We start from the raw sequence: 22,920 nt of genomic DNA on the forward strand, positions 1-22,920 counted from the left end.
CTGAAGGCGGGAGTCAGTTGCGATGAGGTAGTTGGCCCAATTCCGACAACGGCGCGGGCACGGCGCTCAGCGCGTCCAGAATGCCCGCCTCGCGGTGCAGCACTTTCCGCACCAGCCGCAGCCGCCGGGCGGGCGACGTCTCCTCCAGCAGCCGCTGCCGGTCCTCGAACGTCAGCAGGCAGTCGCCGGCCAACGCGTACGCCAGGTCGGCCAACGCCGTGTCCGGACCGGGCGGCCGACGCCCCACGCTCTGGTACGCCGCCTGCCGGTACCGGCCGTGCGCCGCCCGCGCGCTCTCCGCCAACAGCGGCAGCACGGCCTCGACCTCCGGCGGCGCGGCGGTGTCCGGCAGCCACTGCACCGACGCGACCAGGTACGGCGCGCTGTCCTCGTCCACGTCGAGCAGCCGGAAGCGCCGACCGCCCTTCGTGGTCAGGTCGTACCGCCCGTCCGGCAGCCGCCGCGCCTCCTGCAGCACCGCCGTGCAGCCGATGTCGGACAACGCCTCCACGTTCTCCGCGCCGACCTCCCACCCCTGCTTGATCGACACCACGCCGAACGTCCGCTCCGGCACCGCGCCCGTCACCAGGTCGACGGTCAACTGCCGGTACCGCGGCTCGAACACGTGCAACGGCAGTGCCGCCCCGGGCAGCAGCACGGTGCCCAGCGGGAACAGCGGGAGGGTCGTCGTCACGAACCCAAGCTACGGGCGGACGGTGGCCGCAGCACGGCGAACGGGTCCGTGATCCGCATTTCCCCCGACACGAAGCGGAACAGCGCCGCCGGCCTGCCACCGGAGGGCCCCGGCTGCACGGTCCCGCCGGTCGGCTCCAGCAGCCCCCGCCGCGCCAGCACGCGTTGCAGGTTGGTCGCCGACACCTTGTAGCCGAGGGCCGCGGAGTACAGCGAGCGCAACGCGGAGATGGTGAACTCCGGCGGGGCCAACGCGAACCCCAGGTTCGTGTACGACAGCTTCGACGCGAGCCGGCTGCGGGCACGGCGGCAGATCGCCTCGTGGTCGAACGCGGTCGCGGGCAGCGCGTCCACCGGGTGCCACGTCGTGTCCGACGGCACCACGGGGTCGATGTGCGACGGCACCAGGCCGAGGAACGCGGTCGCCACCACCCGCGGGCCGGGCACCCGCGAGGGGTTGCTGAACACGGCCAGCTGCTCCACGTGTGACAACTGTCGCACGTCGACTTTCTCGGCCAGCTGACGGCGGATCGAGGCCTCGACGTCCTCGTCGTCGCCGAGTCCGCCACCGGGCAGTGACCAGCGGTGAGCGTGCGGTTCCCGGGCGCGCTCCCATAGCATGACCTGGAGTGATCCGGCTCTCACCTGGAGCACCGCGGCCAGCACCTCATGTCCCGCCAGTCCCACTCGGCTGATACTATCGGCCACGTTTTCGACCGATAGGCGAAAACCTGGCTCAAGGGAGGAACCCATGGTCGCTACCGCCTATGTGGAGCGAACCTCGGACGGCGCCTACGACGGCATCGCGCCGGACGCCGCCTGGCGTGACGAGGTGCTGGAGCTGGCGCGCGAGCGGGACGCGGTCATCCTCGCGCACAACTACCAGCTGCCCGAGATCCAGGACATCGCCCACCACACCGGTGACTCGCTGGCGCTCAGCCGCATCGCGGCCGCGAGCGAGGCGTCCACCATCGTGTTCTGCGGTGTGCACTTCATGGCCGAGACGGCCAAGATCCTCGCGCCGCACAAGACCGTGCTGATCCCGGACGAGCGGGCGGGCTGCTCGCTGGCCGACTCGATCACCGGCGAGCAGCTGCGCGCGTGGAAGGCCGAGCACCCCGGCGCGATCGTCGTCTCCTACGTCAACACCACGGCCGAGGTGAAGGCGGAGACCGACATCTGCTGCACCTCGTCGAACGCGGTGGACGTGGTGAAGTCGATCCCGGCCGACCGGGAGGTGCTGTTCCTGCCGGACCAGTTCCTCGGCGCGCACGTCAAGCGCGAGACGGGCCGGGAGAACCTGCACATCTGGGCGGGCGAGTGCCACGTGCACGCGGGCATCAACGGCCCCGAGCTGGCCGAGCGCGCGGCGGCGAACCCGGACGCCGACCTGTTCATCCACCCCGAGTGCGGGTGCGCCACGTCGGCGCTCTACCTCGCGGGCGAGGGCACCGTCCCGGCCGAGAAGGTCAAGATCCTCTCGACCGGCGACATGATCACCGCGGCCCGGCGGACGACCGCGAAGTCGGTGCTGGTGGCGACCGAGATCGGCATGCTGCACCAGCTGCGCCGGGCCGCGCCGGAGATCGACTTCCGCGCGGTGAACGACCGGGCGTCGTGCCGGTACATGAAGATGATCACCCCGGCCGCGCTGCTGCGGGGCCTGCGGGAGAACAAGGACGAGGTGCACGTGGACCTGGAGACCGCGAAGCGGGCGCAGGGCGCGGTGCAGCGCATGATCGAGATCGGGCAGCCCGGCGGCGGCGAATGAGCACCCCCTTGTGGGAGGCCCGCGCCGACCTGCTGGTCGTCGGCACGGGCGTGGCCGGTCTGACGGCGGCGCTGCGCGCGCGTGAGCTGGGACTCCGGGTCCTGGTGGTGACCAAGGGCGCCGGCGAGGACGGCAACACCCGGTGGGCGCAGGGCGGCGTGGCCGTCGTGCTGCACGGCGAGCACGACGAGGGCGACACGGTCGACGCGCACGTCCGCGACACGCTGGTCGCCGGCGCCGGGCTGTGCGACGAGGCCGCGGTCGAGGCGATCATCGCGGGCGGACCGGCCGCGGTGGCGCGGTTGCGCGAGCGGGGCGCGGTGTTCGACGCCGCGCCGACCGGTGGCCTGGCCCGCACGCGGGAGGGTGGGCACAGCGCGTTCCGGGTGGTGCACGCGGGCGGCGACGCGACCGGCGCGGAGGTGGAACGCGCGCTGCTGGCGGCGGCGTCCGACGGCCGCGTGCCGGTGCTGGAGAACCACGTCGCGGTGGACGCGGTGCGCACGCCGCTCGGCCAGGTGTGCGGCCTGCTGGTGCTGGACGGCAACGGCGTGCCGGGCGTGCTCGGCGCGCCCGCCGTGCTGCTGGCCAGCGGCGGCCTCGGCCAGCTCTACCAGGCCACGTCCAACCCGGAGGTGGCCACCGGCGACGGCCTCGCGCTGGCGTTGCGCGCGGGCGCGGTGGCGGCGGACGTCGAGTTCGTCCAGTTCCACCCGACCGTGCTCTACACCGGGCGCGGCGCGCGTGGCCGCTGCCCGCTGGTCACGGAGGCGGTGCGCGGCGAGGGCGCGGTGCTGGTCGACGCGACCGGCGCGCGGGTCATGCGCGGCGTGCACCCGTTGGCGGACCTGGCGCCACGCGACGTGGTGGCCGCGGCGATCACCCGGCACATGGCGGCCGGCCCCGGCGGCGTGGACGACCACGTGTTCCTCGACGCCACGGGCATCGCCGACTTCGCGCGCCGGTTCCCGACCGTGCACGCGGCCTGTCTCGCGGCGGGGGTCGACCCGGCGGGCGAGCCGATCCCGGTGACGCCCGCGGCGCACTTCGCGTGCGGCGGCGTGGTGTCCGATGTGGACGGACGAACGGGTGTCACCGGCCTGTACGCGGCGGGCGAGGTGGCCCGCACCGGGCTGCACGGCGCGAACCGGCTGGCGTCCAACAGCCTGCTCGAAGGCCTGGTCGTCGGCACGCGGGCGGCCGAGGCGGTCGCGGCGGACCTGGCGCTGGGCGTGCTGGCCCGCCCGTCGGCGGCGGTCGCGGCGGAGCTGCCGACGGCGCCGGTCGCCGACCGGGACTCGCTGCAGCGGGTCATGTCCCGGTACGCGGCGATCGGCCGTGACTCCGAGGGACTGGCCGTGGTCGGGTCGGTGCTGGACCTGTCCACCGCGGACCGTCGGCTGGACAGCCGGGAGCTGGTCGAGGACGCGGCGCTCACCGTGGCCGCGCGGGCGTTGATCGCGGCGGCGGCGGAACGCGAGGAGTCGCGCGGCTGCCACGTGCGCACCGACTTCACCGAGCGGGACGACGTGCGGTGGCAGCGCAGCCAGGTGGTCCGGCTCAACCCGTCCGGCCAGCCGGTGCTGGCCGATCCGGTGGTGGCGAGAGGAGTGGCATGAGCCTCGATCTGGACGACGCGCGGCGCGTGATCGCGACGGCGTTGGCGGAAGACCTGCGGTACGGCCCGGACGCGACGACCGAGGCGACCGTGCCCGCGGACGCGGTGGCCGTGGCGGAGTTGAGGCCGCGCGCGGCCGGCGTGCTCGCGGGCATCCCGGTGGCGCTGGAGGTGTTCCGCCAGGTCACGGACGTGGAAGTGCTGGAAGAGCGGCGGGACGGCGACAAGGCCGTGCCCGGCGAGCCCGCGCTGGTGCTGCGCGGGCCGGTGCGCGGCCTGCTCACCGCCGAGCGCACGGCGTTGAACCTGCTGTGCCACCTGTCCGGCGTCGCCACGCTCGCCGCCGCGTGGGTGGACGAGGTCGCGGGCACCAAGGCGCGGGTGCGCGACTCCCGCAAGACCCTGCCGGGCCTGCGGCTGCTGGAGAAGTACGCGGTGCGGTGCGGCGGCGGCGTCAACCACCGGCTCGGGCTCGGCGACGCGGTGCTGATCAAGGACAACCACGTGCGGGCCGCGGGCTCGGTGCGGGCGGCGTTGGCCGCGGTGCGCGCGCACGCGCCGCACCTGGCGTGCGAGGTCGAGGTCGACTCGCTCGACCAGCTGGACGAGGCCGTCGCCGAGGGCGCGGAGCTCGTGCTGCTGGACAACTTCACCGCCGCCGAGTGCGCGGAGGCGGTGCGCCGGGCGGGCGGTGTCGCGCTGGAGGCGTCCGGCGGGCTCACGCTGGACGTGGCCAGGGCCTACGCCGAGACCGGCGTGGACTACCTCGCCGTCGGCGGCCTGACGCACTCCGCCCCGGCGCTCGACCTGGGGCTGGACCTGCGGTGAGCCGCTGAACGGACGGGGAACGCGCCCGCGCCCGGGTCCAGGCCCGGGCGCGGGCGGCGTTCAGGAGTCGCGCCGCTTGGTCTTGTCGTCGCGCTCCACGTCGACCCGTTCCTTGCGCACCTCGCCGCGGACGTGCTGCTGCTCGGTCACGGCCTGCTTCTCCAGCCGGACCTTCTCCACCGCCTTGGCCTTCTTGTCCACCACCGGCTCCTGCCGGCGGAGGGTGACCTCGGCCTCCTCGTCGACGAACGCACCATCGGTCGACGCGCCCTCGGCGGGCTCGCTCACCACGCGGACCTCTTCGTGCGTCACCGGCACCGTCACGTCCTTCTGCTCGGTCACGGTGTGCTTGACCAGGCGCACGCGGCCGGCTTCGACGTCGCGGGTGCCGACGTCCAGCTCTTCCTCGTAGCGGGTGACCGAGTCGCCCGTGCGGGCCTCGCGGCGGGCGTGCTTCCCCGCGGCCGCCGGTCCTGCGGCGGTGGTCTTCTCGCCGCGCGCCACGCCGCGTCCCTCGGGACGGGTCTCGCCGGGCATCCCGCCACCGCGCATCTCGCCGCGGCTCAGCCCGGACGTGTGGCCGGCGGCGGGCATGGGCCTGGTCTCCGAGCGCCCGCCCGGCAGCCGGTCGTGGTCGCCGGAGCGGTGCGACGGGATCATGCCGTAGTACTCGTACAGCTCGTCCTGCTGCTTGTCGGACATGTGCTGGTCGGACACGTCGATCCGGGGCGCGTCCTTGACTTGCTGCTTGTCCACGGGCACGGTGACGACGCCGTTGCCCATGGTCGCGTCCTGGATCGGCACGAACGACTCCTTGAGGCCGAACAAGCCGGTGTGCACCGAGGCCCACATCGGCCGTCCGTCCCGATCATCGAGCCACACCTGTTTGACCGAGCCGATGCGCTCACCGTGCTCATCGATCACTTCGCAGTCGTACAGGCGGTCCACTTCGGCCTGGTTGATCATGGCCAGCGTCCCCTTCGCGTGTCGTGATACGTCCCGCAGAGGGCTTCCCGGCACCAAGGGCCACCTACTCGGCTGCCACCCGTTCGTGTAAGGCAACGTCACTCGAAAGAAATTCAGAGCCGACGATTCGCCAGGACGGGCAAGGTGGTCCTCGCCCGCGTGACACTCCCCGTGTCCACAGTGGTCAGGATCATCCCGGGCTCGCCCGCCAACTGCTCGACCACCTCGCCCAACGGCGAGGCGACCGTGCTGTGACCGACACCGGTGGGAGCGCCGCCGTGGTCGGCCCCCGGGTCGGCCTGGCCGCACGCCAGCACCCACGACGTGCAGTCCAGCGCACGCGCGCGCACCAGCAGCTCCCACTGCTCGCGCTTGCCCGGCCCCGAGCCCCACGACGCGCACACCAGCACGGCCGTCGCGCCGCGGTCCGCCAACGCCCGGAACAGTTCGGGGAACCGCACGTCGTAGCACGTCGCCAGGCCGAACGTGACGCCGTCGACCTCGACGACCACCGGCGCGGAGCCGGGCGCGACCGTGCGCGACTCGGTGAACCCGAACGCGTCGAACAGGTGGATCTTGTCGTAGCCGACGTGGTGGCCGCCGCCCGTGACCAGCAGGGTGTTCGCCACCCGGCCGTCCGGCGCCGGCGTGAACATGCCCGCCACGACGACCACGCCGTGCTCGTCGGCGATGTCGCGCACGGCGCCCGCCCACGGGCCGTCCAACGGCTCGGCCACCGGCCCCAGGGGCACGCCGAACCGGCACATCGTGGCCTCGGGGAACACCACCACGCGCGCGCCGTCGGCCGCGGCGCGCGCGGTTCCCCCTCGCACCAGGTCGAGGTTGGCCGCCGGGTCGCTGGACGAGGTGATCTGGCAGAGGGCGACACGCATGTGGCCCACTCTAGGTAGTGTCGGGTCTCGTGCGCGCCCTCCTTCCCCCGCTGCTCGTCGTAGCCCTTCTCGCCGCTGCGGGGTGCACGGGCGCGACGACACCGAGCGCCGAGGGCACGTCGGACAACAGCGCGCTCGTGCTGGCCGACCCGATGGAGCCGACCACGCTCAACCCGCTGCTCGGCTACGGCCGCGAAGGCGTGTCGAAGCTGTACGACGGGCTGGTGGATCACCGCGCGGACGGCTCGGTGCGGCCGCAGCTCGCGGCGGACGCGCCGAAGCCCGCCGCGGACGGGCTGAGCTGGACCGTGACGCTGCGCGAGGACGTGAAGTTCACCGACGGCACGTCCTTCGGGCCCGAGGACGTGGTGGCGACCTACCGGGCGCTGCTCGACCCGGCGTCCGGCTCGACCGAGCGGGCCGCGTACGCGGAGCTGAGCGGCGTGGAGCAGCTGGACGTGCACACGGTCCGGTTCACGCTGGCCAGGCCGTGGGCGGCGTTCCCGCACACGCTCGTGCTCGGCATCCTGCCCAGCGAGGCGCTGGGCGGTCCGTTGCGCGACGTGCGCGCGGTCGGCACGGGCCCGTACAAGCTGGTGGACTGGCGCAAGGGCGACCGGATGGTGCTGGAGGCCAACGCCTCCTACTTCGGCGGCGAGCCCAAGATCCGCAAGCTGACCGTGGTGTTCGTGCCGGACGACAACACGCGTGCCCAGCGGATGCAGGCGGGCGAGTTCGACGGCACCGCGCTGCCGCCCCGGCTGGCCGCGTCGTTCAGCGCCGCCAACGGCATGAGGGTGATCACGCACCGCAGCGCCGACCTGCGTGCCGTCACGTTGCCGGGTGGCGCCGTGACGGGTGACAGCGCGATCAGGATGGCGTTGAACCACGCGGTCAACCGCAAGGGCATGGTGGACAACCTGCTCGGCGGCCAGGGCGCCGTGGTGAGCACGCCGGTGCCGGACGCGCTGCCGGAGTTCGTGGAGACCGGCGCCCGGTTCGCCTACGACAAGGCGCTGGCCGAGCTGCTGCTGGACCAGGCGGGCTGGGCGCGGGGCGCGGACGGCGTGCGCGCGCGCGACGGCGTGGCCGCCCGGTTCACGCTGATGTACCCGATCGGCGACGTGGTGCGCGCCGACCTGGCCACCGCGTTCGCCGCGGACGCCAAGGCGGTCGGCATCGACGTGCAGCTGGCCGGGCTGAGCTGGGAGGCCCTCGCGCCGAGGCTGGGCGCGGACGCCCTGCTGCACGGCGGCGGCACCCCGTTCGACCCGGACCTGATGACCTACCAGCCGCTGCACACGCCCAACCCGTGGGGCTACTCGAACCCGCAGGTGGACGCCGCGCTGGACGCCGGGCGGACATCGCTCGACCCGGCGCAGCGCGCGGCGGCGTACAAGCAGTTCCAGCGCGCGTACGTGGCCGCGCCGGGCATGGTGGTGCTGGCGTCGGTGCGGCACACGTACGTGGTGCGGGAGAACTGGAACGGCTACCAGGAGGTCGTGGACCCGCACGCGCACGGCGCGCTGTCGTGGGGCCCGTGGTGGAACCTGGAGAAGTGGACGCCCCGCTAGCCCCCGTCTTGTTGCATGCTGTTGGCGGTAGTGCACAGGAAATCCGCGGAACCCGGGGGGCGCCATGACGATCTTCCTCGACTCGGCCGGTTCGTCGCTGCCACCGCGCGAGGTGCTCGACGAGGTCATCGGACACCTGCGGCGCGAGGCGGAGATCGGCGGGTACGTCGCCGCGCAGGAGCGCGCGGCCGACCTGGAGGCCGGGTACGGGGTGTTCGCCGAGCTGCTGGGCGCGTCGCCGGACGAGATCGCGTTCACCGACAGCGCGACCCGGTCGTGGCTGACCGCGTTCGACGCCGTGCCGCTGGCCGCGGGCGACCGGGTGCTGTTCAGCGAGGCCGAGTACGCGGGCACGGCGATCCCGATCCTGCGCCGTGCGCGCGAGGTCGGCGCGTCCGCGGAGGCGGTGCCGTCGGACGCGTTCGGGCAGATCGACGTGGACGCGTTGAAGGACATGCTGGACGAGCGGGTGAAGCTGGTCTCGCTGGTGCACGTGCCGACCAACAGCGGGCTGGTGAACCCGGCGCGCGAGGTCGCCGAAGCGGCGCACGAGGTCGGCGCGCTGGTGCTGCTGGACGCGTGCCAGTCGATCGGGCAACTGCCGGTGCGCGCCGACGAGCTGGGCGTGGACCTGATCTCGGGCACCGGCCGCAAGTGGCTGCGCGGGCCGCGCGGCACCGGTGTGCTGGTGGTGCGCCGTGAGGCCGCCGCGCGCATGAACCCCCGGCTGGTCGACCTGCACAGCGCGGAGTGGGTCGCGCCGGACGACATCCGGCTGCGGGACGACGCGCGGGTCTACGAGATCTGGGAGACGAGCGTCGCCGACCGGCTCGGGCTCATCGCGGCGGCACGGCACGCGCTGGCCAAGGGCCTGGACGTGATCGAACGCGAGGTGGGGGAGCGCGCGCGACGGCTGCGTGACGGGCTGAGCGCGCTGCCGGGCGTGACGGTGCGCGACCCGGGCGTGCGCAAGGCGGGCATCGTCACGTTCACCGTGGACGGCGTGGCGGCCACCGACGTGCGCGACCGGCTGGCCCGCGCGGGCGTCACGGTCACCGTGAGCTGGGCGTCGTCCACGTTGCTGGACATGACCAGGCGCGGGCTCTCCGAGGTGGTGAGGGCGTCGCCCCACTACTTCGTCGAGCCCGCGCAGGTCGACCAGGCCGTGGCGGCCGTGGACGCGGCTCGGGTCAGCTGACGCCCTCGGCCAGCTCGATCACCTGCTGCTCGGTGAACCCCGCCGGCACCTGGAGCTGGAACGCCCGGCCGTCGGGCAGCGGGGCTTGGAGCATCCACCGATCGTCGGCGAGGTGGACGAGTTCGCCCCGCCGGCCGTCGACGGACACGGGAACGACCGGTACGGGGCCACCTCCGACGACCTCGCCGTAGTTCGGGACGAGACCGAGCATGGTGCTCACGTGGATGGCGCGGTCCGGGGCTCGCGGGTCACGCAACGACGTCACCGCCCCGTCACCGTCCGGGCCGGCGTCCTTGAACGCGTGCAGCTCCCAACCGGCGGGCGCGACGCTGATGTCCAGGCTCACCCGCTCGTCGGTGTCGACCAGGGTGTCGGCGAGCGAGCGCACTGCTCGCTCGTCGGCGAAGTTGCCCGTGCCGGTGAGCGTGATCCACTGGCCGGGGGCCCGCTCCCAGGTGAGCGACACCGACTGGAACTCCGGCGCCTCCTGGCCGACCCGCTCGACCACGGCAGGCTTGCCGGCGTAGGTGGTGTCCCGGCCACCGCCGGCGCCCGGCCTGTCCCGATGGGTCTTGACGTAGATGGCGCTCGACCGCCCGCCGGGTCGCTGGTCGGCGTCGCGGTACACAGCCGCGAGCCAGCCGGGTTCCGCGGTGAAGCCCGGTCCGGTCACCCCGTCCGGGATCGGGTCCAGCTTCGGCGGCAGCGTCGGCATGGCGAACCCGACCAGCACCGGCGGCTCGCCGACGACCGCAGACGGTGGCGGCGGCGAGCCGGGGCCGCCGGTGGCGACGATCCCGAAGGCGGCGACGGCGGCCGCGGCGGCCGCGATGACCACCGCGCGGCGGCTGTGGTGACCACCGCGCGGCGACGGGGACGTGGCCCGGATCTCGGTCAGCAGCTCGGCGCGGGCCTTGGCCAGCACGTCCTCGGACAGCGTGGTCGGCTCGGGGCCGTGGTCCCGGAGCACGGTGAACTCGTTCATGCGATCTCCTCGGCGGACAGCCGGCGGTCGTCCAGCCGGGCGCGGACCTTGCCGCGGGCGCGGTGCAGCCGGGACCGGACCGTGCCGACCGGAATGCCCAGCGCCGCGGCGATCTCGGTGTAGGACAGCTGCGGGTAGGTCCACAGCAGCAGCACGTCCAGGTCCTCGCGCGGCAACGCGGCCAGCGCGTCGGCCAGCTCGCCCCGCAACGCCCTGGCGTCGACCCGCGCGGCCACCTCGCCGAGCTCCGTGGTCGTCTCCACGTGCCCGGCCGCGCGGCCGAACGCCCGGTACCGCCGCTCCTCGTCCCTGGCGTGCCGGCGCACCAGGTTGGTGGCGATGCCGAACAGCCAGGCCCGCACCGGCGCGCGTCCGGGTGCGTAGCCGGTGCGGCCCCGGAAGGCGAGCAGGAACGTCTCGCTCATCAGGTCGTCCGCGAGCGCGCCCACCCGGCGGGACAGGTAGCCGTGCACGACCGGCGCGTACCGGTCGAAGATCACCGCGAACCGCTCGGGGGTCGTCAACGACTCGGCGATCACGTGCTCGTCGGTGCCACCGGGAGGCGACTCCGTCGGCGGGACGGGCCCGGCGGGTGGGTTGCGCATGGTCATGCTCCCTGTTGCCCGAAGTCGCGATCCGGTTCGCGGAGCTCGGCCGGACCGCCGGACCGCCGGACCGCCGGACCGCCGGACCGCCGGGCGGCACGACGCGGCGCGGGCCCGACGAGGTGGTGAGGGTGTCACCCCACCACGTCGTCGAGCCCGCGCAGGTCGATCAGGCCGTGACGGCCGTCAGCAGGTGCGTCCGGTGATGCGCGGGACGCAGTCGGAGTAGTCGAGGAACAACTGCACCGCGGTGTCGTTGCGCGAGGTCTGCGCGGCGATCAGCGTGTCGCGCGGGTAGAAGCCGCTGGTGCCGCTCGCCGACCTGGGGTACATCTCGAACGTGTAGCTCCAGATCTTGTGGGCGGCCCACATCCAGTCGTCGACGCTGCCGTCGGTGATGTAGAGGTCGCTGGCCTGCTGCGGCGTGTAGCCGTTCAACGACGCCATCCGCCTGCCCATGGTCTGGAACACGGTGGCCTGGGTGGCGTCCAGGCCCGCGGCGGTGTCGTTGTAGGTGTAGCCGTACGGCCACAGGATCAGCTCCGAGAACGTGTGCCAGTCGATGTGCGACTTGATCTGCTGCACACCGCCCACCACGCGGCCGTTCACGAAGTCGCGGACCCGGGCGACCTCCGGCGCGGAGAACGCCGACGTGCCGCGGTAGGTGTCGCTCGACCCGCTGCCGCTGGAGCCGCCGCAGCAGCCCCACTGGTGGCCCCAGTTGCGGTTCGGGTCCGTGCCGGTCGCGGTGGAGTTCGGCTGCCGGTTCTTGCGCCACGCCCGGAACGAGCCGGTCGCGATGTCGTACTCGGCGCCGTCCGGGTTGACGCTGGGGATGACCCAGATCTCCCGGCTGTCGACCGCGCCCTTGATGGCCGCGTTGGACGCGTAGTTGTCCGTGTACCGCTTGATGATGTGCAGGCACATCTCCACGGTCAGGTGCTCCCGCGCGTGCTGGTTGCAGGTGAACAGCACCTCGGGCTCGGACTCGTCGGACGCCGGGTTGTCGCTGATCTTGATCATCCACAGGTCGCGGTTCTGGTACGACTTGCCGATGCTGCGCAGCGTGACGAGGTTCGGGTGGTCGCTGACCGTCTGGTTCAGCTCGGCGACCATCTCGGCGTAGTTGTGGTAGCCGGTGTAGCCGGACGGGAAGTCCTGCGCGCCGAGCTGGGGGTCGGCGAAGTCCGCCTTGCCCAGGCCCGCGAGCTGGGCGTCCGCGTCACCGGCGTTCCTCATCGGCAGACCGGTGGCGCGCAGCAGCCACTGCTGGCGGGGTTCGGCGATCACGGTGAGCGTGTCGCCGTGCTGACCGAGGACGTCGACCCCGGTCCGGGCGACCTTGGTCCTCGCCTCGGGTGTGGTGGCGGTGACCTCGAACACGGTCCGCTCGGGGGTTTGGGCGGTCGCCGGTTGCGCCGAGCCGGGGTGCGCGGGGAGCACCAGGGCCACGCTCGCGACCAGCGCGGCGGCCACGAGGCCGCGCCGCTTGGTGAACATCAAGCCTCCATCATCAGCAGGGGTTGCGACGGAGATGGGGAACACCCGCAAGAGGTGCACACGCAGCGTGGCCCGCCGATCACGGATCGAGGTAGCCCCCGTTTGTCGGGTTCACCACTCGGGACCCGGGCTGACAGTTGACGGAATTGGCGACGCCTTACCCTTGTGGGCATGCTCAACCGCATCGACCTGCGAGGTCGTGTCCCGTCACCCGCCGAACTGCGCGCCGCGCTGCCGCGCGCCGAGGTCGACGTGGACGCGGTGCTGCATCACGTCCGGCCTCTTGTGGACGACGTGCGGAAACGGGGCGTGGAGGCCGTGCTGGAGCACGGCGAGAAGTTCGACAAGGTGCGCCCGGCGTCGGTCCGCGTGCCCGCCGCCGAGCTGGAGCGCGCGCTGTCCGAGCTCGACCCGGCCGTGCGGGCGGCGCTGGAGGAGTCCGTCGCCCGCACCCGCAAGGTGCACGCCGACCAGCGCCGGGTCGACACGACCACCCAGGTCGTGCCCGGCGGCACGGTCACCGAGCGCTGGGTGCCGGTGTCCCGGGTCGGCCTGTACGCGCCCGGCGGCCTGGCCGTCTACCCGTCCACCGTGGTCATGAACGTGGTGCCGGCGCAGATCGCGGGCGTCGAGTCGTTGGTGGTGTGCTCGCCGCCGCAGGCGGAGTTCGGCGGCCTGCCGCACCCGACGATCCTGGCCGCCGCCGCGCTGCTCGGCGTCACGGAGGTGTGGGCCGTGGGCGGCGCGCTCGCCGTCGCGCTGCTGGCGTACGGCGGCACGGACACCGACGGCCGGCTCCTGGAGCCGGCGGACCTGGTGACCGGTCCCGGCAACATCTACCTGACCGCCGCCAAGCGGCTGCTGCGCGGCCTGATCGGCATCGACGCCGAGGCCGGGCCGACCGAGATCCTGATCCTGGCCGACGACACGGCCGACCCGGTGCACGTGGCGGCCGACCTGATCAGCCAGGCCGAGCACGACACGCTGGCCGCGAGCGTGCTGGTGACCACGTCGGCGGAGCTGGCGGACGCGGTGGACGCCGAGCTGGAGCGGCAGGTCGACGCGACCAAGCACCGCGAGCGCGTGCGGACGGCGCTGGTCGGCAGGCAGTCCGGCACCGTGCTGGTGTCGAGCCTGGACGAGGGGCTGCGGGTGGCGGACACCTACGCCGCCGAGCACCTGGAGATCCAGACGGCCGACGCGCGCGAGGTCGCCGCCCGCGTGCGCGCGGCCGGCGCGATCTTCGTGGGCGCGCACTCGCCGGTGTCGCTGGGCGACTACTGCGCGGGCTCCAACCACGTGCTGCCCACCGCCGGGTGCGCGCGGCACTCGTCGGGGCTGTCGGTGCAGACGTTCCTGCGCGGCATCCACGTCGTCGACTACAGCGAGGACGCGTTGCGCGAGGTGTCGTCGCACGTCGTGGCGCTGGCGAACGCCGAGGACCTGCCCGCGCACGGCCAGGCGGTCACGGCGAGGTTCCGCGGATGAGGCCGATCGGCGACCGGGTCGAGATCGGCGACCTGCCCCTGCGGGACGACCTGCGCGGACGCACGCCGTACGGCGCGCCTCAGCTGGACGTGGCCGTCCGGTTGAACACGAACGAGAACCCGTACCCGCCCACGCCCGCCCTGGTCGAGGACGTGGTGCGGGAGGTGGCCGCCATCGCCGGTGAACTGCACCGCTACCCGGACCGGGACGCGGTGGCGTTGCGCGAGGACCTGGCCGCCTACCTGGCGTCGTCCACGGGCGTGCCGCTGACCTCGGCGAACCTGTGGGCGGCGAACGGGTCGAACGAGGTGCTCCAGCAGATCCTGCAGGCGTTCGGCGGGCCGGGCCGGTCGGCGCTGGGCTTCGAGCCGTCGTACTCGATGCACCCGATCATCGCCGCGGGCACCCGCACGGAGTGGGCGCCGACGCCCCGCCGCGCCGACTTCTCGCTGGACGTGGAGCGCGCGGCCGAGATCGTCGCCGAACGCGCGCCGGACGTGGTGTTCGTGACCAGCCCCAACAACCCGACCGGGCAGAGCCTGCCGGTGGACGACCTGCGGGTGCTGATCGAGGCGTCGCCCGGGATGGTCGTGGTGGACGAGGCGTACGCGGAGTTCTCGTCGCGGCAGAGCGCGGTCGTGCTGCTGGACGACTACCCGGCGAAGCTGATCGTCAGCCGGACCATGAGCAAGGCGTTCGCGTTCGCCGGCGGCCGGCTGGGCTACCTCGCCGCCGCGCCCGCCGTGGTGGACGCGTTGCAGCTCGTGCGGCTGCCGTACCACCTGTCGGCGTTGACGCAGGCGGCGGCGCGGGCCTCGTTGCGGCACGCCTCCGAGACGCTGGGCTCGGTGGCCAAGCTGGCGGCCGAACGGGACCGGGTGGTGGACTCGCTCGCGGGCCTGGGCTTCTCGGTGGTGCCGAGCGACGCGAACTTCGTGCTGTTCGGGTGGTTCGAGGACGCGCACGCCACGTGGCGGTCGTACTTGGAACGCGGTGTGCTGATCAGGGACGTCGGCATCGCCGGACATCTGCGGGTGACGGTCGGCACTCCGGAGGAGAACGACGCGTTCCTCGCAGCGAGCAAGGAGGTTGACCGGTGAGCCGGGTCGGCAAGGTGGAGCGGACCACCAGGGAATCGTCGGTGTACGTCGAGGTGGACCTCGACGGCACCGGGCAGGTCGAGATCGGCACGGGGGTGCCGTTCTACGACCACATGCTGACCGCGCTGGGCGTGCACGGGTCGTTGGACCTGGTCGTCCGGGCGAAGGGCGACGTGGAGATCGACGCGCACCACACCGTGGAGGACGTGGCGATCGTGCTCGGGCAGGCGTTGCGGGAGGCGTTGGGCGACAAGGCGGGCATCCGCCGGTTCGGCGACGCGTGGATCCCGATGGACGAGACGCTGGCGCACGCGGCGGTGGACGTGTCGGGCCGGCCGTACTGCGTGCACGTGGGCGAGCCGGAGCAGTTCACCACCTTCACGATCGGCGGCAACTACCCGTTCGTGCTGAACCGGCACGTGTTCGACTCGCTGGCGTTCCACGCGGGGATCGCGCTGCACGTGCGGGTGGAGTACGGACGTGACCCGCACCACATCGCCGAGGCGCAGTTCAAGGCGATCGCGCGGGCACTGCGCGCGGCCGTCGAGCCGGATCCGCGGGTGGGCGGCGTGCCGTCGACCAAGGGCGTCCTCTAGATGCCGAAGGAGTACGTGGTCATCGGCCTGATCGCGCTGGCCGGGTTCCTCGGCGGCGGCGTCTACAGCACGTGGAGGACGGCCCGCGGTCTGGCGATCGTCCTGCTGGTCCTGACCGTCGTCGCCGTGGGCGCCGCCGTCGCCTGGCTCCTCTGACCTGCCCGCACACGTCCGAGCGTTGAATTCAGGCCCCCTGAACGCAGGACTCTCGCCGCGTGGACGCAGGACTCTCGCGAGAGTCCTGCGTCCAGGGCGCGAGAGTCCTGCGTTCGGGATGGGTGGGTTCAACGTTCGGGGCGGTTGGGCGCGGGCGGTTTGGCTGTCTGCGTATGGTTGGTCACATGTCGTCACCGGCCGAGGCCGCCACCACCACCGGTCGCACTCGGGAGCGGGCCGACGCGGCCCGCAACAGGGCCCGCGTGCTCGCCGCCGCGGAAGAGGTGTTCGCCGCCGCGGGTGGTGCGGTCGGCGTGACGATGGAGGACATCGCGCGTGCCGCGGGCGTGGGCCGGGCGACGCTCTACCGGCGTTACCCGGACACGACGTCGATCGCGCAGGCGCTGCTGGACGAGCACGAGTCCGACATCCAGGACCGCATCCTCACCGGCCCGCCGCCGCTCGGTCCGGGCGCGTCGCCCGACGAACGGCTGGCCGCGTTCTACCGGACCATGGTCGGCCTGCTGGAACGGCACCTGCACCTGGTGCTCGGCGCGGAGACGGGCCGGGCGCGGTTCCGGGCGGGCGCCTACGGCTTCTGGCGGCGGCACGTCGCCTCGCTGGTGGACGGCGCGCCGGCGGCCGTGGTGGACGCCTTGATGGCGCCGCTGGCCCCCGAGGTCTACCAGTACCAAAGACAGGTGCGCGGCCTCGGCCCGGACGAGGTGGTCGCGGGCCTCGACTGGCTCACGAGGCGTGTTCTCGCAGGTAGTTAGGCGGCACGGCGGCCGTCAGCCACACGCCGTTGGCGCTCACCCGGAACTCGTGGCCGTCGGCGGCCATGGCCGCGGCGTCGACCACCAGCACCACCGGCTTGCCCCGGCGCGACCCGACCCGGACGGCCGTCTCCACGGTCGCGGACAGGTGCACGTCGTGCCGCGCCATCGGCCGCAGCCCGTCGCGGAAGATGTCGGGCAGGAACCGGCCGACCGTCCCGTGGTACAGCTCGGCGGGTGGCTCGGCCGCGGGCAGGTCCAACGACACCTCCACGGTGTGGCCCTGGTTGGCGCGGATGCGCCCGTCCTCGATCGCGAACCGCTGCTTGTCGTTGTCCGCCACGACCTCCAGCACCTGCGCCTCGGTCACACCCAGGGCGCGCACGAACTCCTCCAGGTCCACCCATCCCGCCGGGTCCAGGGTCAGCCCCAGCCGTTGCGGGTCGTGGCGCAGGGTCTTCGCCATCCGCTTCGACAAGCGGACCATCTGCTTCTTCTCTTGCACGACCTCCAGTGCAGCACGCGGCACAACCGGATTTCACGTGCCGCCTTCCAGGGCGGGCTTGAGCTTGGGCGCGCCGGGCCCGTCGGCGGCCTGCTCGTCGTCGAGGTTGTGCAGGGTGCAGCTGCGCAGCGACAGGCACCCGCACCCGATGCACGACGTCAGCCGGTCGCGCAGCCGCCGCAACGCGTCGATCCGGGCGTCCAGCTCCACCTGCCAGCTCGCCGACAGCCTGCTCCAGTCGGTCTTGGTCGGCGTGCGGTTGTCCGGCAGGGTCGCCAGCGCGTCGTGCACGTCCTCCAGCGACAGTCCGACCCGCTGCGCGGTGCGGATGAACGCCAGCCGCCGCAGCACGTGCCGCGGGTACCGGCGCTGGTTGCCCGCCGTGCGCTCGGAGGTGATCAACCCTCTTTCCTCGTAGAACCTCAGCGCGGTGTGCGGCACCCCGCTGCGTTCGGCCACTTGGCCGATGGTCAACATCTCCGGCAGCTTGGTCACGTGCCCATCCTACGTCTTGACCTCGACCTAAGTCGAAGTTGTTTCGTGGGTTCATGGCAGTCAAGGGCAAGTCGGACTTCGCGGACATCCCCGCGTTGTTCCGGCGGATGACAGGGGACGAGAAGCACGAGTGGGCGGCGGCGTCCACGCTGGACGTGCTGTGGGTGCTCTACGACCGGGTGCTGGACGTCGCGCCGGACCGGGTGGACGACCCGGACCGCGACCGGTTCCTGCTGTCCAAGGGGCACGGTCCGATGGCGTACTACGCCGTGCTGGCCGCGAAGGGCTACCTCGATCCGTCCACTCTGGACGGTTGGACCGCGTGGGACTCGCCGTTGGGCCAGCACCCGGACCGCGTGCTGGTCAACGGCGTCGAGATCAGCAGCGGCTCACTCGGACACGGCCTGCCGATCGCCGTCGGCACCGCACTCGGCCTGCGCGTCCAGGGGCGGACCGCGCGGACGTTCGTGCTGGTCGGGGACGCGGAGCTGGACGAGGGCAGCAACCACGAGGCGATCGCGCTCGCCGGTCGGCTCGGTCTGGACCGGCTCGTCACCGTCGTGGTGGACAACGCTTCCGGCACGCACGGCTGGCCCGGCGGGGTGGCGAAGCGGTTCGAGGTCGAGGGCTGGCAGGCGTCCACAGTGGACGGACGTGATCACGGCGCGCTGCACGAGGCGTTCACGCAGGACCACCCCGCCCGTCCCTTGGTCGTGGTGGCGGAGATCGGCAAGGGGGAGCAGGGATGACGTCGATGCGCCAGGTGTTCGTGGACACCGTCGAGGACGTGATGAGGCACGACCCGCGGGTCGCCGTCGTGCTGGCGGAGATCTCGCGGGACGCGTTCGCGCCGCACGAGCGGGTGATCAACGTCGGCATCCGCGAGCAGGCGATGGTCGGCGTGGGCGCGGGGCTGGCGTTGAGCGGGCTGCGGCCGGTCGTGCACACCTACGCGCCGTTCCTGGTCGAGCGGCCGTTCGAGCAGATCAAGCTGGACTTCGGCCACCAGGACCTGGGCGGCGTGCTCGTCAGCATCGGCGGCTCCTACGACGACCCGGTGTGGGGCCGCACGCACCAGGCGCCCGGTGACGTGGCGCTGTTCGGCACGCTGCCCGGTTGGGCGGTGCGCGTGCCGGGCCACCCGGAGGAGGTGGGCCCGATCGTGCGGGACGCGCTCGCGCGTGACGACCGGGTCTACATCCGGCTCTCCCTGCGGCAGAACACCTCTCCGCACCCGGTGGTCGAGGGGTTCACCGAGGTGCGGCGCGGCAGGCAGGGCGTGGTGGTGGCGGTCGGGCCGATGCTCGACACCGTGCTGGAGGCCACCCGGGACGCGGATGTGACGGTGCTCTACGCGACCACCGTGCGGCCGTTCGACGCGGCCGGGCTGCAAGCGGCGGTGCGCCGCGCCGACCGGGCGGACGTGCTGCTGGTCGAGCCGTACCTGGAGGGCACGTCGGCGCACCTGGCGGCCGAGGCGCTGGCGGACGTGCCGCACCGGCTGCGGTCGCTCGGCGTGCGGCGCGACTCCGAGCTGCGGGCCTACGGCACGGCCGAGGACCACGATTCGGCGCACGACCTCGACGTGCTCGGCGTCGCCGCGGCCGTGCGTCGGATGTTCGGCCACCCGGCCGCTGCGGCATGATCTCTGCCTGTGAGCGTGCCGAGAACCCTGATCTGGACACCCGCGCCGACCGCGGAGCTGCAGCTGAACCTGCACCGCGCCGCCGCGGGGCCCGCGGCACTCGTCCCGGTGGCGTCCGGGACGGTGCTGCTGCCGCGCAGGCAGATCGGGTTCCCGGCCGCGCTCCGGCTGGCCGAGCAGGTCCGGGAGACCGGCGCGGCGGCGCTGCTGCTGCGCTGGTCTCCCACCGCCGAGGTGTGGACCGACGGTGAGCGGGCAGGCTCCACGGGCTCGGCACGCCGGCTGGTCGGCCTGCTGCGCTGGTGGCGGCTCGACGCCCGACCGCGGCCCGCCGACCTGCCCGCCGACGTCGCCGAGGTGCGCGCGTTGGTGGACGAGGGCCGCGCCGACACGTGGGTGACCGCCCTGCCGAACCGCGCCGGGCTGCCGATCAACACCGTCCTGCCGGTGGTCCCGGTGACGCAGGGCGGGTTGGCCTGACTCCCGCTCCCCGGCCCGGCCCCCGCGAGGGCGCGAACGATCGACTTCCCGGCGAGCTCGCCCGCCGTCTGCGGAGCAGCGGCAATCCAGCACAGTAAGCTGGTCAGGTGCCCAAGGTCGTCGTGCTGGACTACGGATTCGGCAACATCCGCTCCGCCGAGCGCGCCCTGCAGCGCGTCGGCGCCGACGTGGAGGTGTCGTCCGACCACCGGGCCGCCCTCGACGCGGACGGCCTGGTGGTGCCCGGTGTCGGCGCGTTCGCCGCGTGCATGGCCGGGCTGGACGAGATCAAGGGCGGCCGGCTCATCGGTCAGCGGCTCGCCGGCGGACGTCCCGTGCTCGGCATCTGCGTCGGCATGCAGATCCTGTTCGAACGGGGCATCGAGCACGGCGTGCTCACCGAGGGCTGCGGCGAGTGGCCGGGCACGGTGGAGCGGCTGGAGGCCCCGGTCGTGCCCCACATGGGCTGGAACACCGTCCGCACCTCCGAGGACACCAAGCTGTTCGCCGGCCTGGACCCGGACACCCGGTACTACTTCGTGCACTCCTACGGCGTGCGCAAGTGGGAGCTGCCCGAGTCCGACACGCTCCGCGCGCCGCTGGTGACGTGGGCCGAGCACGGCGGCGACGAGTTCGTCGCGGCGGTGGAGAACGGTCCGCTGTGGGCGACCCAGTTCCACCCGGAGAAGTCCGGCGACGCGGGCGCGCACCTGCTGGAGAACTGGCTCAAGAGCTTCAACTAGGCTGAACGCGTGACTTTCACGCTGCTCCCGGCTGTTGACGTGGCCGATGGCCTGGCCGTTCGGCTCGTGCAGGGCGAGGCCGGCACCGAGACCAACTACGGCGACCCGCTGGACGCCGCGCTCGCCTGGCAGCGCGACGGCGCCGAGTGGGTGCACCTGGTCGACCTCGACGCCGCGTTCGGCCGCGGCAGCAACCGCGAGCTGCTGGCCCGCGTGGTCGGCGAGCTGGACGTCCAGGTCGAGCTGTCCGGCGGCATCCGCGACGACGCGTCGCTGGCCGCCGCGCTCGCGACCGGCTGCGCGCGGGTGAACCTGGGCACGGCCGCGCTGGAGGACCCGGTGTGGTGCGCGAAGGTCGTCGCCGAGCACGGCGAGAAGATCGCTGTCGGCCTCGACGTGCGGATCACCGAGCAGGGCCACCGGGTGGCCGCGCGCGGGTGGACGAAGGACGGCGGCGACCTGTGGGAGGTGCTGGAGCGGCTGGACCGCGACGGCTGCGCCCGCTACGTGGTCACCGACGTCGGCAAGGACGGCACGCTCCAGGGCCCGAACGTGGACCTGCTGCGCGAGGTGTGCGCGCGCACCGACGCGCCGGTCGTCGCCTCGGGCGGCGTGTCCAGTGTGGACGACCTGGTCGCGCTGGCGGCGTTGTCCCGCGACGGCGTCGAGGGCGCGATCGTGGGCAAGGCGCTCTACGCGGGCGCGTTCACGCTCCCGGAGGCGCTGGCCGCGGTCCGCGGCTGATCGCGTCCTCGATCTCGCGGACGATGTGGGCCTCCGCGGCGGCCTCGGTGACCCCCGTGCGTTCGAGGGCCTTCGCCGCGGCGCCTTCCTTCTCGGCGAGCAGGCCGAGCAGCAGGTGCTCGGTGCCGACGAACGCGTGGCCCTGGCGCAGCGACGCCCGCACGGCCAGTTCCAGCGCCTTCTTGCAGTGCGCGGTGAACGGCTGCGGGTCGGGCCGCTGCCGGACCGTGCCGTCCAGCTCGCTGAGCACCGCCATCCGCGTGGTGCCCTCCGACGCCTCCAGCTTGGCGATGGTCTTGGCGGCCAGGCCGCCGGACTCGTCGAGCAGGCCGAGCAGGAGGTGCTCGGTGCCGATGTGCCCGCTGAACCGGGCGTGGTGGCGGGCCAGCACGACGACGCGTCGGGCCCGGTCGGTGTAGCGGTCGAAGCTCGGCTTCAGGTCCGGTGACTCCTTGGGCACGAACCGCTTCTGCGCGGCCTGCTTGGTGACGCCGAGGCTCTCGCCGATCTCGGCCCAGCTCGCGCCCGCGCGCCGCGCCTCGTCCACGAAGTGCCCGATGAGGTGATCGCCCAACTCGTCGAGCTGGCCGCTCAGCTCCACGGCGGCGGCCAGTCTGCCCAGCACGTCGGTGTGTTCCGCCGCGACGGTGACGATCAGGTCCGTGAGTTGGACCGGGGGAGCTACCACCCGTCAACTGTAGGTTGACGCAACGCGACGGGTCAACTTCGGGTTGACGCTAGGCGGGCGTGATCTCGATGCCGATCGTGCCGTCGCGCCCGCGGCGGATCCGGCTGCCGAACAGGGTGAGCCTGCCCATCACGCCGTACTTCTTCGCGATGAGGGACCGCACCCGGTCGCTGCCGGGCCCGTCGAGCAGCCGCGCGGTGGCCGGGAGCTGCTCGCCGGTGGGCTCGCCCCGGAAGTTGCACGGTCCGACGCGCACGTCGCCGCTGCGGCGGATGCGCTTGACCTTGCCCGCGTCGGCGACGGACCACGCGTACAGCGTGCCGTCGGCGCCGGCCACCCAGACGGGTGTCGGCACGGCGGTGCCGTCCTTGCGGAAGGTGGTCAACAACAGGTACTTGGCGGCTGCGAGGTCCATGACCGGCAACGTTAGCCGCGACATGCGGAAGAGCCCCGCTCCCACGAGGGGAACGGGGCTCTTCACGAGCAACGCGAGGTCAGATGACCGTCACGTTCGTCGCCTGGGGGCCCTTGGCGCCCTGGCCGACATCGAAGCTCACCCGCTGGTTCTCCTCCAGGCTGCGGTAGCCGCCGCTCTGGATCTCCGAGTAGTGGACGAACACGTCCGCGCCACCATCCTCGGGGGAGATGAAGCCGAAGCCCTTCTCCGAGTTGAACCACTTCACGGTGCCCTGCGCCATCTTTGTACTCCTCATACAGCTACCAACGGGGCGAACGCACCCGCTGGGGCCGGTCCAAACGCTGACCCTGAGGAATCACACGCTCAAACAATGTTTCGCGAGCGTGGATGACACGAACACAAAACTTGCGACCTCCTCAAGTGAACCACACTTTCGCCGCCACGTCGCCCACCAA

General features: G+C 72.9%; 27 protein-coding genes. 15 read left to right on the forward strand and 12 right to left on the reverse strand.

Annotated elements, in window-relative coordinates:
* Positions 1-13: 13 nt before the first annotated feature.
* Complete coding sequence (locus AB0H12_RS07065) at positions 14-694, reverse strand: LON peptidase substrate-binding domain-containing protein (RefSeq protein ID WP_499621427.1); 681 nt, start codon at positions 692-694, stop codon at positions 14-16.
* Positions 691-1,380 (reverse strand): NUDIX hydrolase, encoded by a 690-nt coding sequence (locus tag AB0H12_RS07070; RefSeq protein WP_499621428.1) that lies wholly within the window; start codon positions 1,378-1,380, stop codon positions 691-693. Before AB0H12_RS07070 ends, AB0H12_RS07065 begins: the two co-directional genes overlap by 4 nt.
* 64 nt (positions 1,381-1,444) lie before the next feature.
* Here AB0H12_RS07070 and nadA point away from each other — a divergent pair, with 64 nt between their 5' ends.
* The 3 genes from nadA to nadC are packed head-to-tail and all read left to right on the forward strand — an operon-like array spanning position 1,445 to position 4,910.
* On the forward strand, positions 1,445-2,464 hold the full coding sequence (gene nadA / locus AB0H12_RS07075; RefSeq protein WP_499621429.1) for a quinolinate synthase NadA: 1,020 nt from the start codon (positions 1,445-1,447) through the stop codon (positions 2,462-2,464).
* Entirely contained in the window at positions 2,461-4,083 is a 1,623-nt protein-coding gene (locus tag AB0H12_RS07080; RefSeq protein WP_499621430.1) for an L-aspartate oxidase, read from the forward strand. Before nadA ends, AB0H12_RS07080 begins: the two co-directional genes overlap by 4 nt.
* Positions 4,080-4,910: a carboxylating nicotinate-nucleotide diphosphorylase gene (gene nadC / locus AB0H12_RS07085; protein WP_499621431.1), complete on the forward strand. Its 831-nt coding sequence runs from the start codon at positions 4,080-4,082 to the stop codon at positions 4,908-4,910. The genes AB0H12_RS07080 and nadC overlap by 4 nt, the downstream gene beginning before the upstream one ends.
* A 60-nt stretch (positions 4,911-4,970) precedes the next feature.
* Here nadC and AB0H12_RS07090 read toward each other — a convergent pair whose 3' ends face one another.
* Positions 4,971-5,876: a DUF2382 domain-containing protein gene (locus tag AB0H12_RS07090; protein WP_499621432.1), complete on the reverse strand. Its 906-nt coding sequence runs from the start codon at positions 5,874-5,876 to the stop codon at positions 4,971-4,973.
* Between the two features lie 113 nt (positions 5,877-5,989).
* Positions 5,990-6,769: a carbon-nitrogen hydrolase family protein gene (locus tag AB0H12_RS07095; RefSeq protein ID WP_499621433.1), complete on the reverse strand. Its 780-nt coding sequence runs from the start codon at positions 6,767-6,769 to the stop codon at positions 5,990-5,992.
* A 29-nt stretch (positions 6,770-6,798) separates the two neighbouring features.
* Here AB0H12_RS07095 and AB0H12_RS07100 point away from each other — a divergent pair, with 29 nt between their 5' ends.
* Together AB0H12_RS07100 and AB0H12_RS07105 are read left to right on the forward strand one after the other, a co-directional pair.
* Complete coding sequence (locus tag AB0H12_RS07100; protein WP_499621434.1) at positions 6,799-8,343, forward strand: ABC transporter substrate-binding protein; 1,545 nt, start codon at positions 6,799-6,801, stop codon at positions 8,341-8,343.
* Between the two features lie 64 nt (positions 8,344-8,407).
* Positions 8,408-9,541, forward strand: a complete 1,134-nt coding sequence (locus AB0H12_RS07105; protein WP_499621436.1) for an aminotransferase class V-fold PLP-dependent enzyme — start codon at positions 8,408-8,410, stop codon at positions 9,539-9,541.
* Here AB0H12_RS07105 and AB0H12_RS07110 read toward each other — a convergent pair.
* The 3 genes from AB0H12_RS07110 to AB0H12_RS07120 all read right to left on the reverse strand — a co-directional run bounded on the left by AB0H12_RS07110 (position 9,534) and on the right by AB0H12_RS07120 (position 12,631).
* Entirely contained in the window at positions 9,534-10,526 is a 993-nt protein-coding gene (locus AB0H12_RS07110) for a hypothetical protein (RefSeq protein WP_499621438.1), read from the reverse strand. The two genes, AB0H12_RS07105 and AB0H12_RS07110, sit on opposite strands and share 8 nt — an antisense overlap.
* Positions 10,523-11,131 (reverse strand): RNA polymerase sigma factor, encoded by a 609-nt coding sequence (locus AB0H12_RS07115; RefSeq protein WP_499621440.1) that lies wholly within the window; start codon positions 11,129-11,131, stop codon positions 10,523-10,525. Before AB0H12_RS07115 ends, AB0H12_RS07110 begins: the two co-directional genes overlap by 4 nt.
* Before the next feature lie 186 nt (positions 11,132-11,317).
* Complete coding sequence (locus AB0H12_RS07120) at positions 11,318-12,631, reverse strand: M14 family metallopeptidase (protein WP_499621442.1); 1,314 nt, start codon at positions 12,629-12,631, stop codon at positions 11,318-11,320.
* 171 nt (positions 12,632-12,802) lie between these two features.
* Here AB0H12_RS07120 and hisD point away from each other — a divergent pair, with 171 nt between their 5' ends.
* The 5 genes from hisD to AB0H12_RS07145 all read left to right on the forward strand — a co-directional run bounded on the left by hisD (position 12,803) and on the right by AB0H12_RS07145 (position 16,747).
* Entirely contained in the window at positions 12,803-14,119 is a 1,317-nt protein-coding gene (gene hisD / locus AB0H12_RS07125) for a histidinol dehydrogenase (protein WP_499621443.1), read from the forward strand.
* A complete protein-coding gene (locus tag AB0H12_RS07130) occupies positions 14,116-15,219 on the forward strand; it encodes a histidinol-phosphate transaminase (RefSeq protein ID WP_499621444.1) in 1,104 nt (367 codons plus the stop codon). Before hisD ends, AB0H12_RS07130 begins: the two co-directional genes overlap by 4 nt.
* On the forward strand, positions 15,216-15,815 hold the full coding sequence (hisB, locus tag AB0H12_RS07135; protein ID WP_499621445.1) for an imidazoleglycerol-phosphate dehydratase HisB: 600 nt from the start codon (positions 15,216-15,218) through the stop codon (positions 15,813-15,815). Before AB0H12_RS07130 ends, hisB begins: the two co-directional genes overlap by 4 nt.
* Positions 15,816-15,971 carry a CG2302 family histidine operon protein gene (locus AB0H12_RS07140; protein WP_499621446.1) on the forward strand — a complete coding sequence of 52 codons (156 nt, stop codon included), beginning with the start codon at positions 15,816-15,818 and terminating at the stop codon, positions 15,969-15,971.
* A 185-nt stretch (positions 15,972-16,156) separates the two neighbouring features.
* The gene (locus tag AB0H12_RS07145) at positions 16,157-16,747 is read left to right on the forward strand and encodes a TetR/AcrR family transcriptional regulator (protein WP_230567159.1); all 591 of its coding nucleotides are present in this window, start codon (positions 16,157-16,159) and stop codon (positions 16,745-16,747) included.
* Here the strand turns inward: AB0H12_RS07145 and AB0H12_RS07150 are convergent.
* Both AB0H12_RS07150 and soxR read right to left on the reverse strand, forming a co-directional pair.
* The gene (locus AB0H12_RS07150; RefSeq protein ID WP_499621790.1) at positions 16,719-17,234 is read right to left on the reverse strand and encodes an RNA 2'-phosphotransferase; all 516 of its coding nucleotides are present in this window, start codon (positions 17,232-17,234) and stop codon (positions 16,719-16,721) included. The genes AB0H12_RS07145 and AB0H12_RS07150 overlap by 29 nt on opposite strands.
* Before the next feature lie 51 nt (positions 17,235-17,285).
* On the reverse strand, positions 17,286-17,747 hold the full coding sequence (gene soxR / locus AB0H12_RS07155) for a redox-sensitive transcriptional activator SoxR (RefSeq protein WP_499621447.1): 462 nt from the start codon (positions 17,745-17,747) through the stop codon (positions 17,286-17,288).
* 53 nt (positions 17,748-17,800) lie between these two features.
* On the opposite strand from soxR, the gene AB0H12_RS07160 reads away from it, so the two are divergent.
* From AB0H12_RS07160 to priA, 5 genes are all read left to right on the forward strand, one after another.
* Positions 17,801-18,496, forward strand: a complete 696-nt coding sequence (locus tag AB0H12_RS07160; protein WP_499621449.1) for a thiamine pyrophosphate-binding protein — start codon at positions 17,801-17,803, stop codon at positions 18,494-18,496.
* Positions 18,493-19,392 (forward strand): transketolase family protein, encoded by a 900-nt coding sequence (locus AB0H12_RS07165; protein ID WP_499621451.1) that lies wholly within the window; start codon positions 18,493-18,495, stop codon positions 19,390-19,392. Before AB0H12_RS07160 ends, AB0H12_RS07165 begins: the two co-directional genes overlap by 4 nt.
* Positions 19,393-19,401: 9 nt before the next feature.
* A complete protein-coding gene (locus AB0H12_RS07170) occupies positions 19,402-19,872 on the forward strand; it encodes a hypothetical protein (RefSeq protein WP_499621452.1) in 471 nt (156 codons plus the stop codon).
* A gap of 107 nt (positions 19,873-19,979) precedes the next feature.
* On the forward strand, positions 19,980-20,615 hold the full coding sequence (hisH, locus tag AB0H12_RS07175; RefSeq protein WP_499621453.1) for an imidazole glycerol phosphate synthase subunit HisH: 636 nt from the start codon (positions 19,980-19,982) through the stop codon (positions 20,613-20,615).
* A 9-nt stretch (positions 20,616-20,624) separates the two neighbouring features.
* Positions 20,625-21,359, forward strand: a complete 735-nt coding sequence (priA, locus tag AB0H12_RS07180; protein WP_499621454.1) for a bifunctional 1-(5-phosphoribosyl)-5-((5-phosphoribosylamino)methylideneamino)imidazole-4-carboxamide isomerase/phosphoribosylanthranilate isomerase PriA — start codon at positions 20,625-20,627, stop codon at positions 21,357-21,359.
* On the opposite strand, the gene AB0H12_RS07185 is transcribed toward priA, so the two are convergent.
* From AB0H12_RS07185 to AB0H12_RS07195, 3 genes are all read right to left on the reverse strand, one after another.
* A complete protein-coding gene (locus tag AB0H12_RS07185) occupies positions 21,322-22,047 on the reverse strand; it encodes a Clp protease N-terminal domain-containing protein (protein WP_499621456.1) in 726 nt (241 codons plus the stop codon). The two genes, priA and AB0H12_RS07185, sit on opposite strands and share 38 nt — an antisense overlap.
* Positions 22,048-22,096: 49 nt before the next feature.
* The gene (locus AB0H12_RS07190) at positions 22,097-22,462 is read right to left on the reverse strand and encodes a PPOX class F420-dependent oxidoreductase (RefSeq protein WP_499621458.1); all 366 of its coding nucleotides are present in this window, start codon (positions 22,460-22,462) and stop codon (positions 22,097-22,099) included.
* A gap of 79 nt (positions 22,463-22,541) precedes the next feature.
* Positions 22,542-22,745, reverse strand: a complete 204-nt coding sequence (locus AB0H12_RS07195; protein WP_033437808.1) for a cold-shock protein — start codon at positions 22,743-22,745, stop codon at positions 22,542-22,544.
* Positions 22,746-22,920: the final 175 nt, after the last annotated feature.

The sequence above is a fragment of the Actinosynnema sp. NPDC023794 genome (genome assembly GCF_040639675.1).
Lineage (GTDB): Bacteria > Actinomycetota > Actinomycetes > Mycobacteriales > Pseudonocardiaceae > Actinosynnema > Actinosynnema luteola.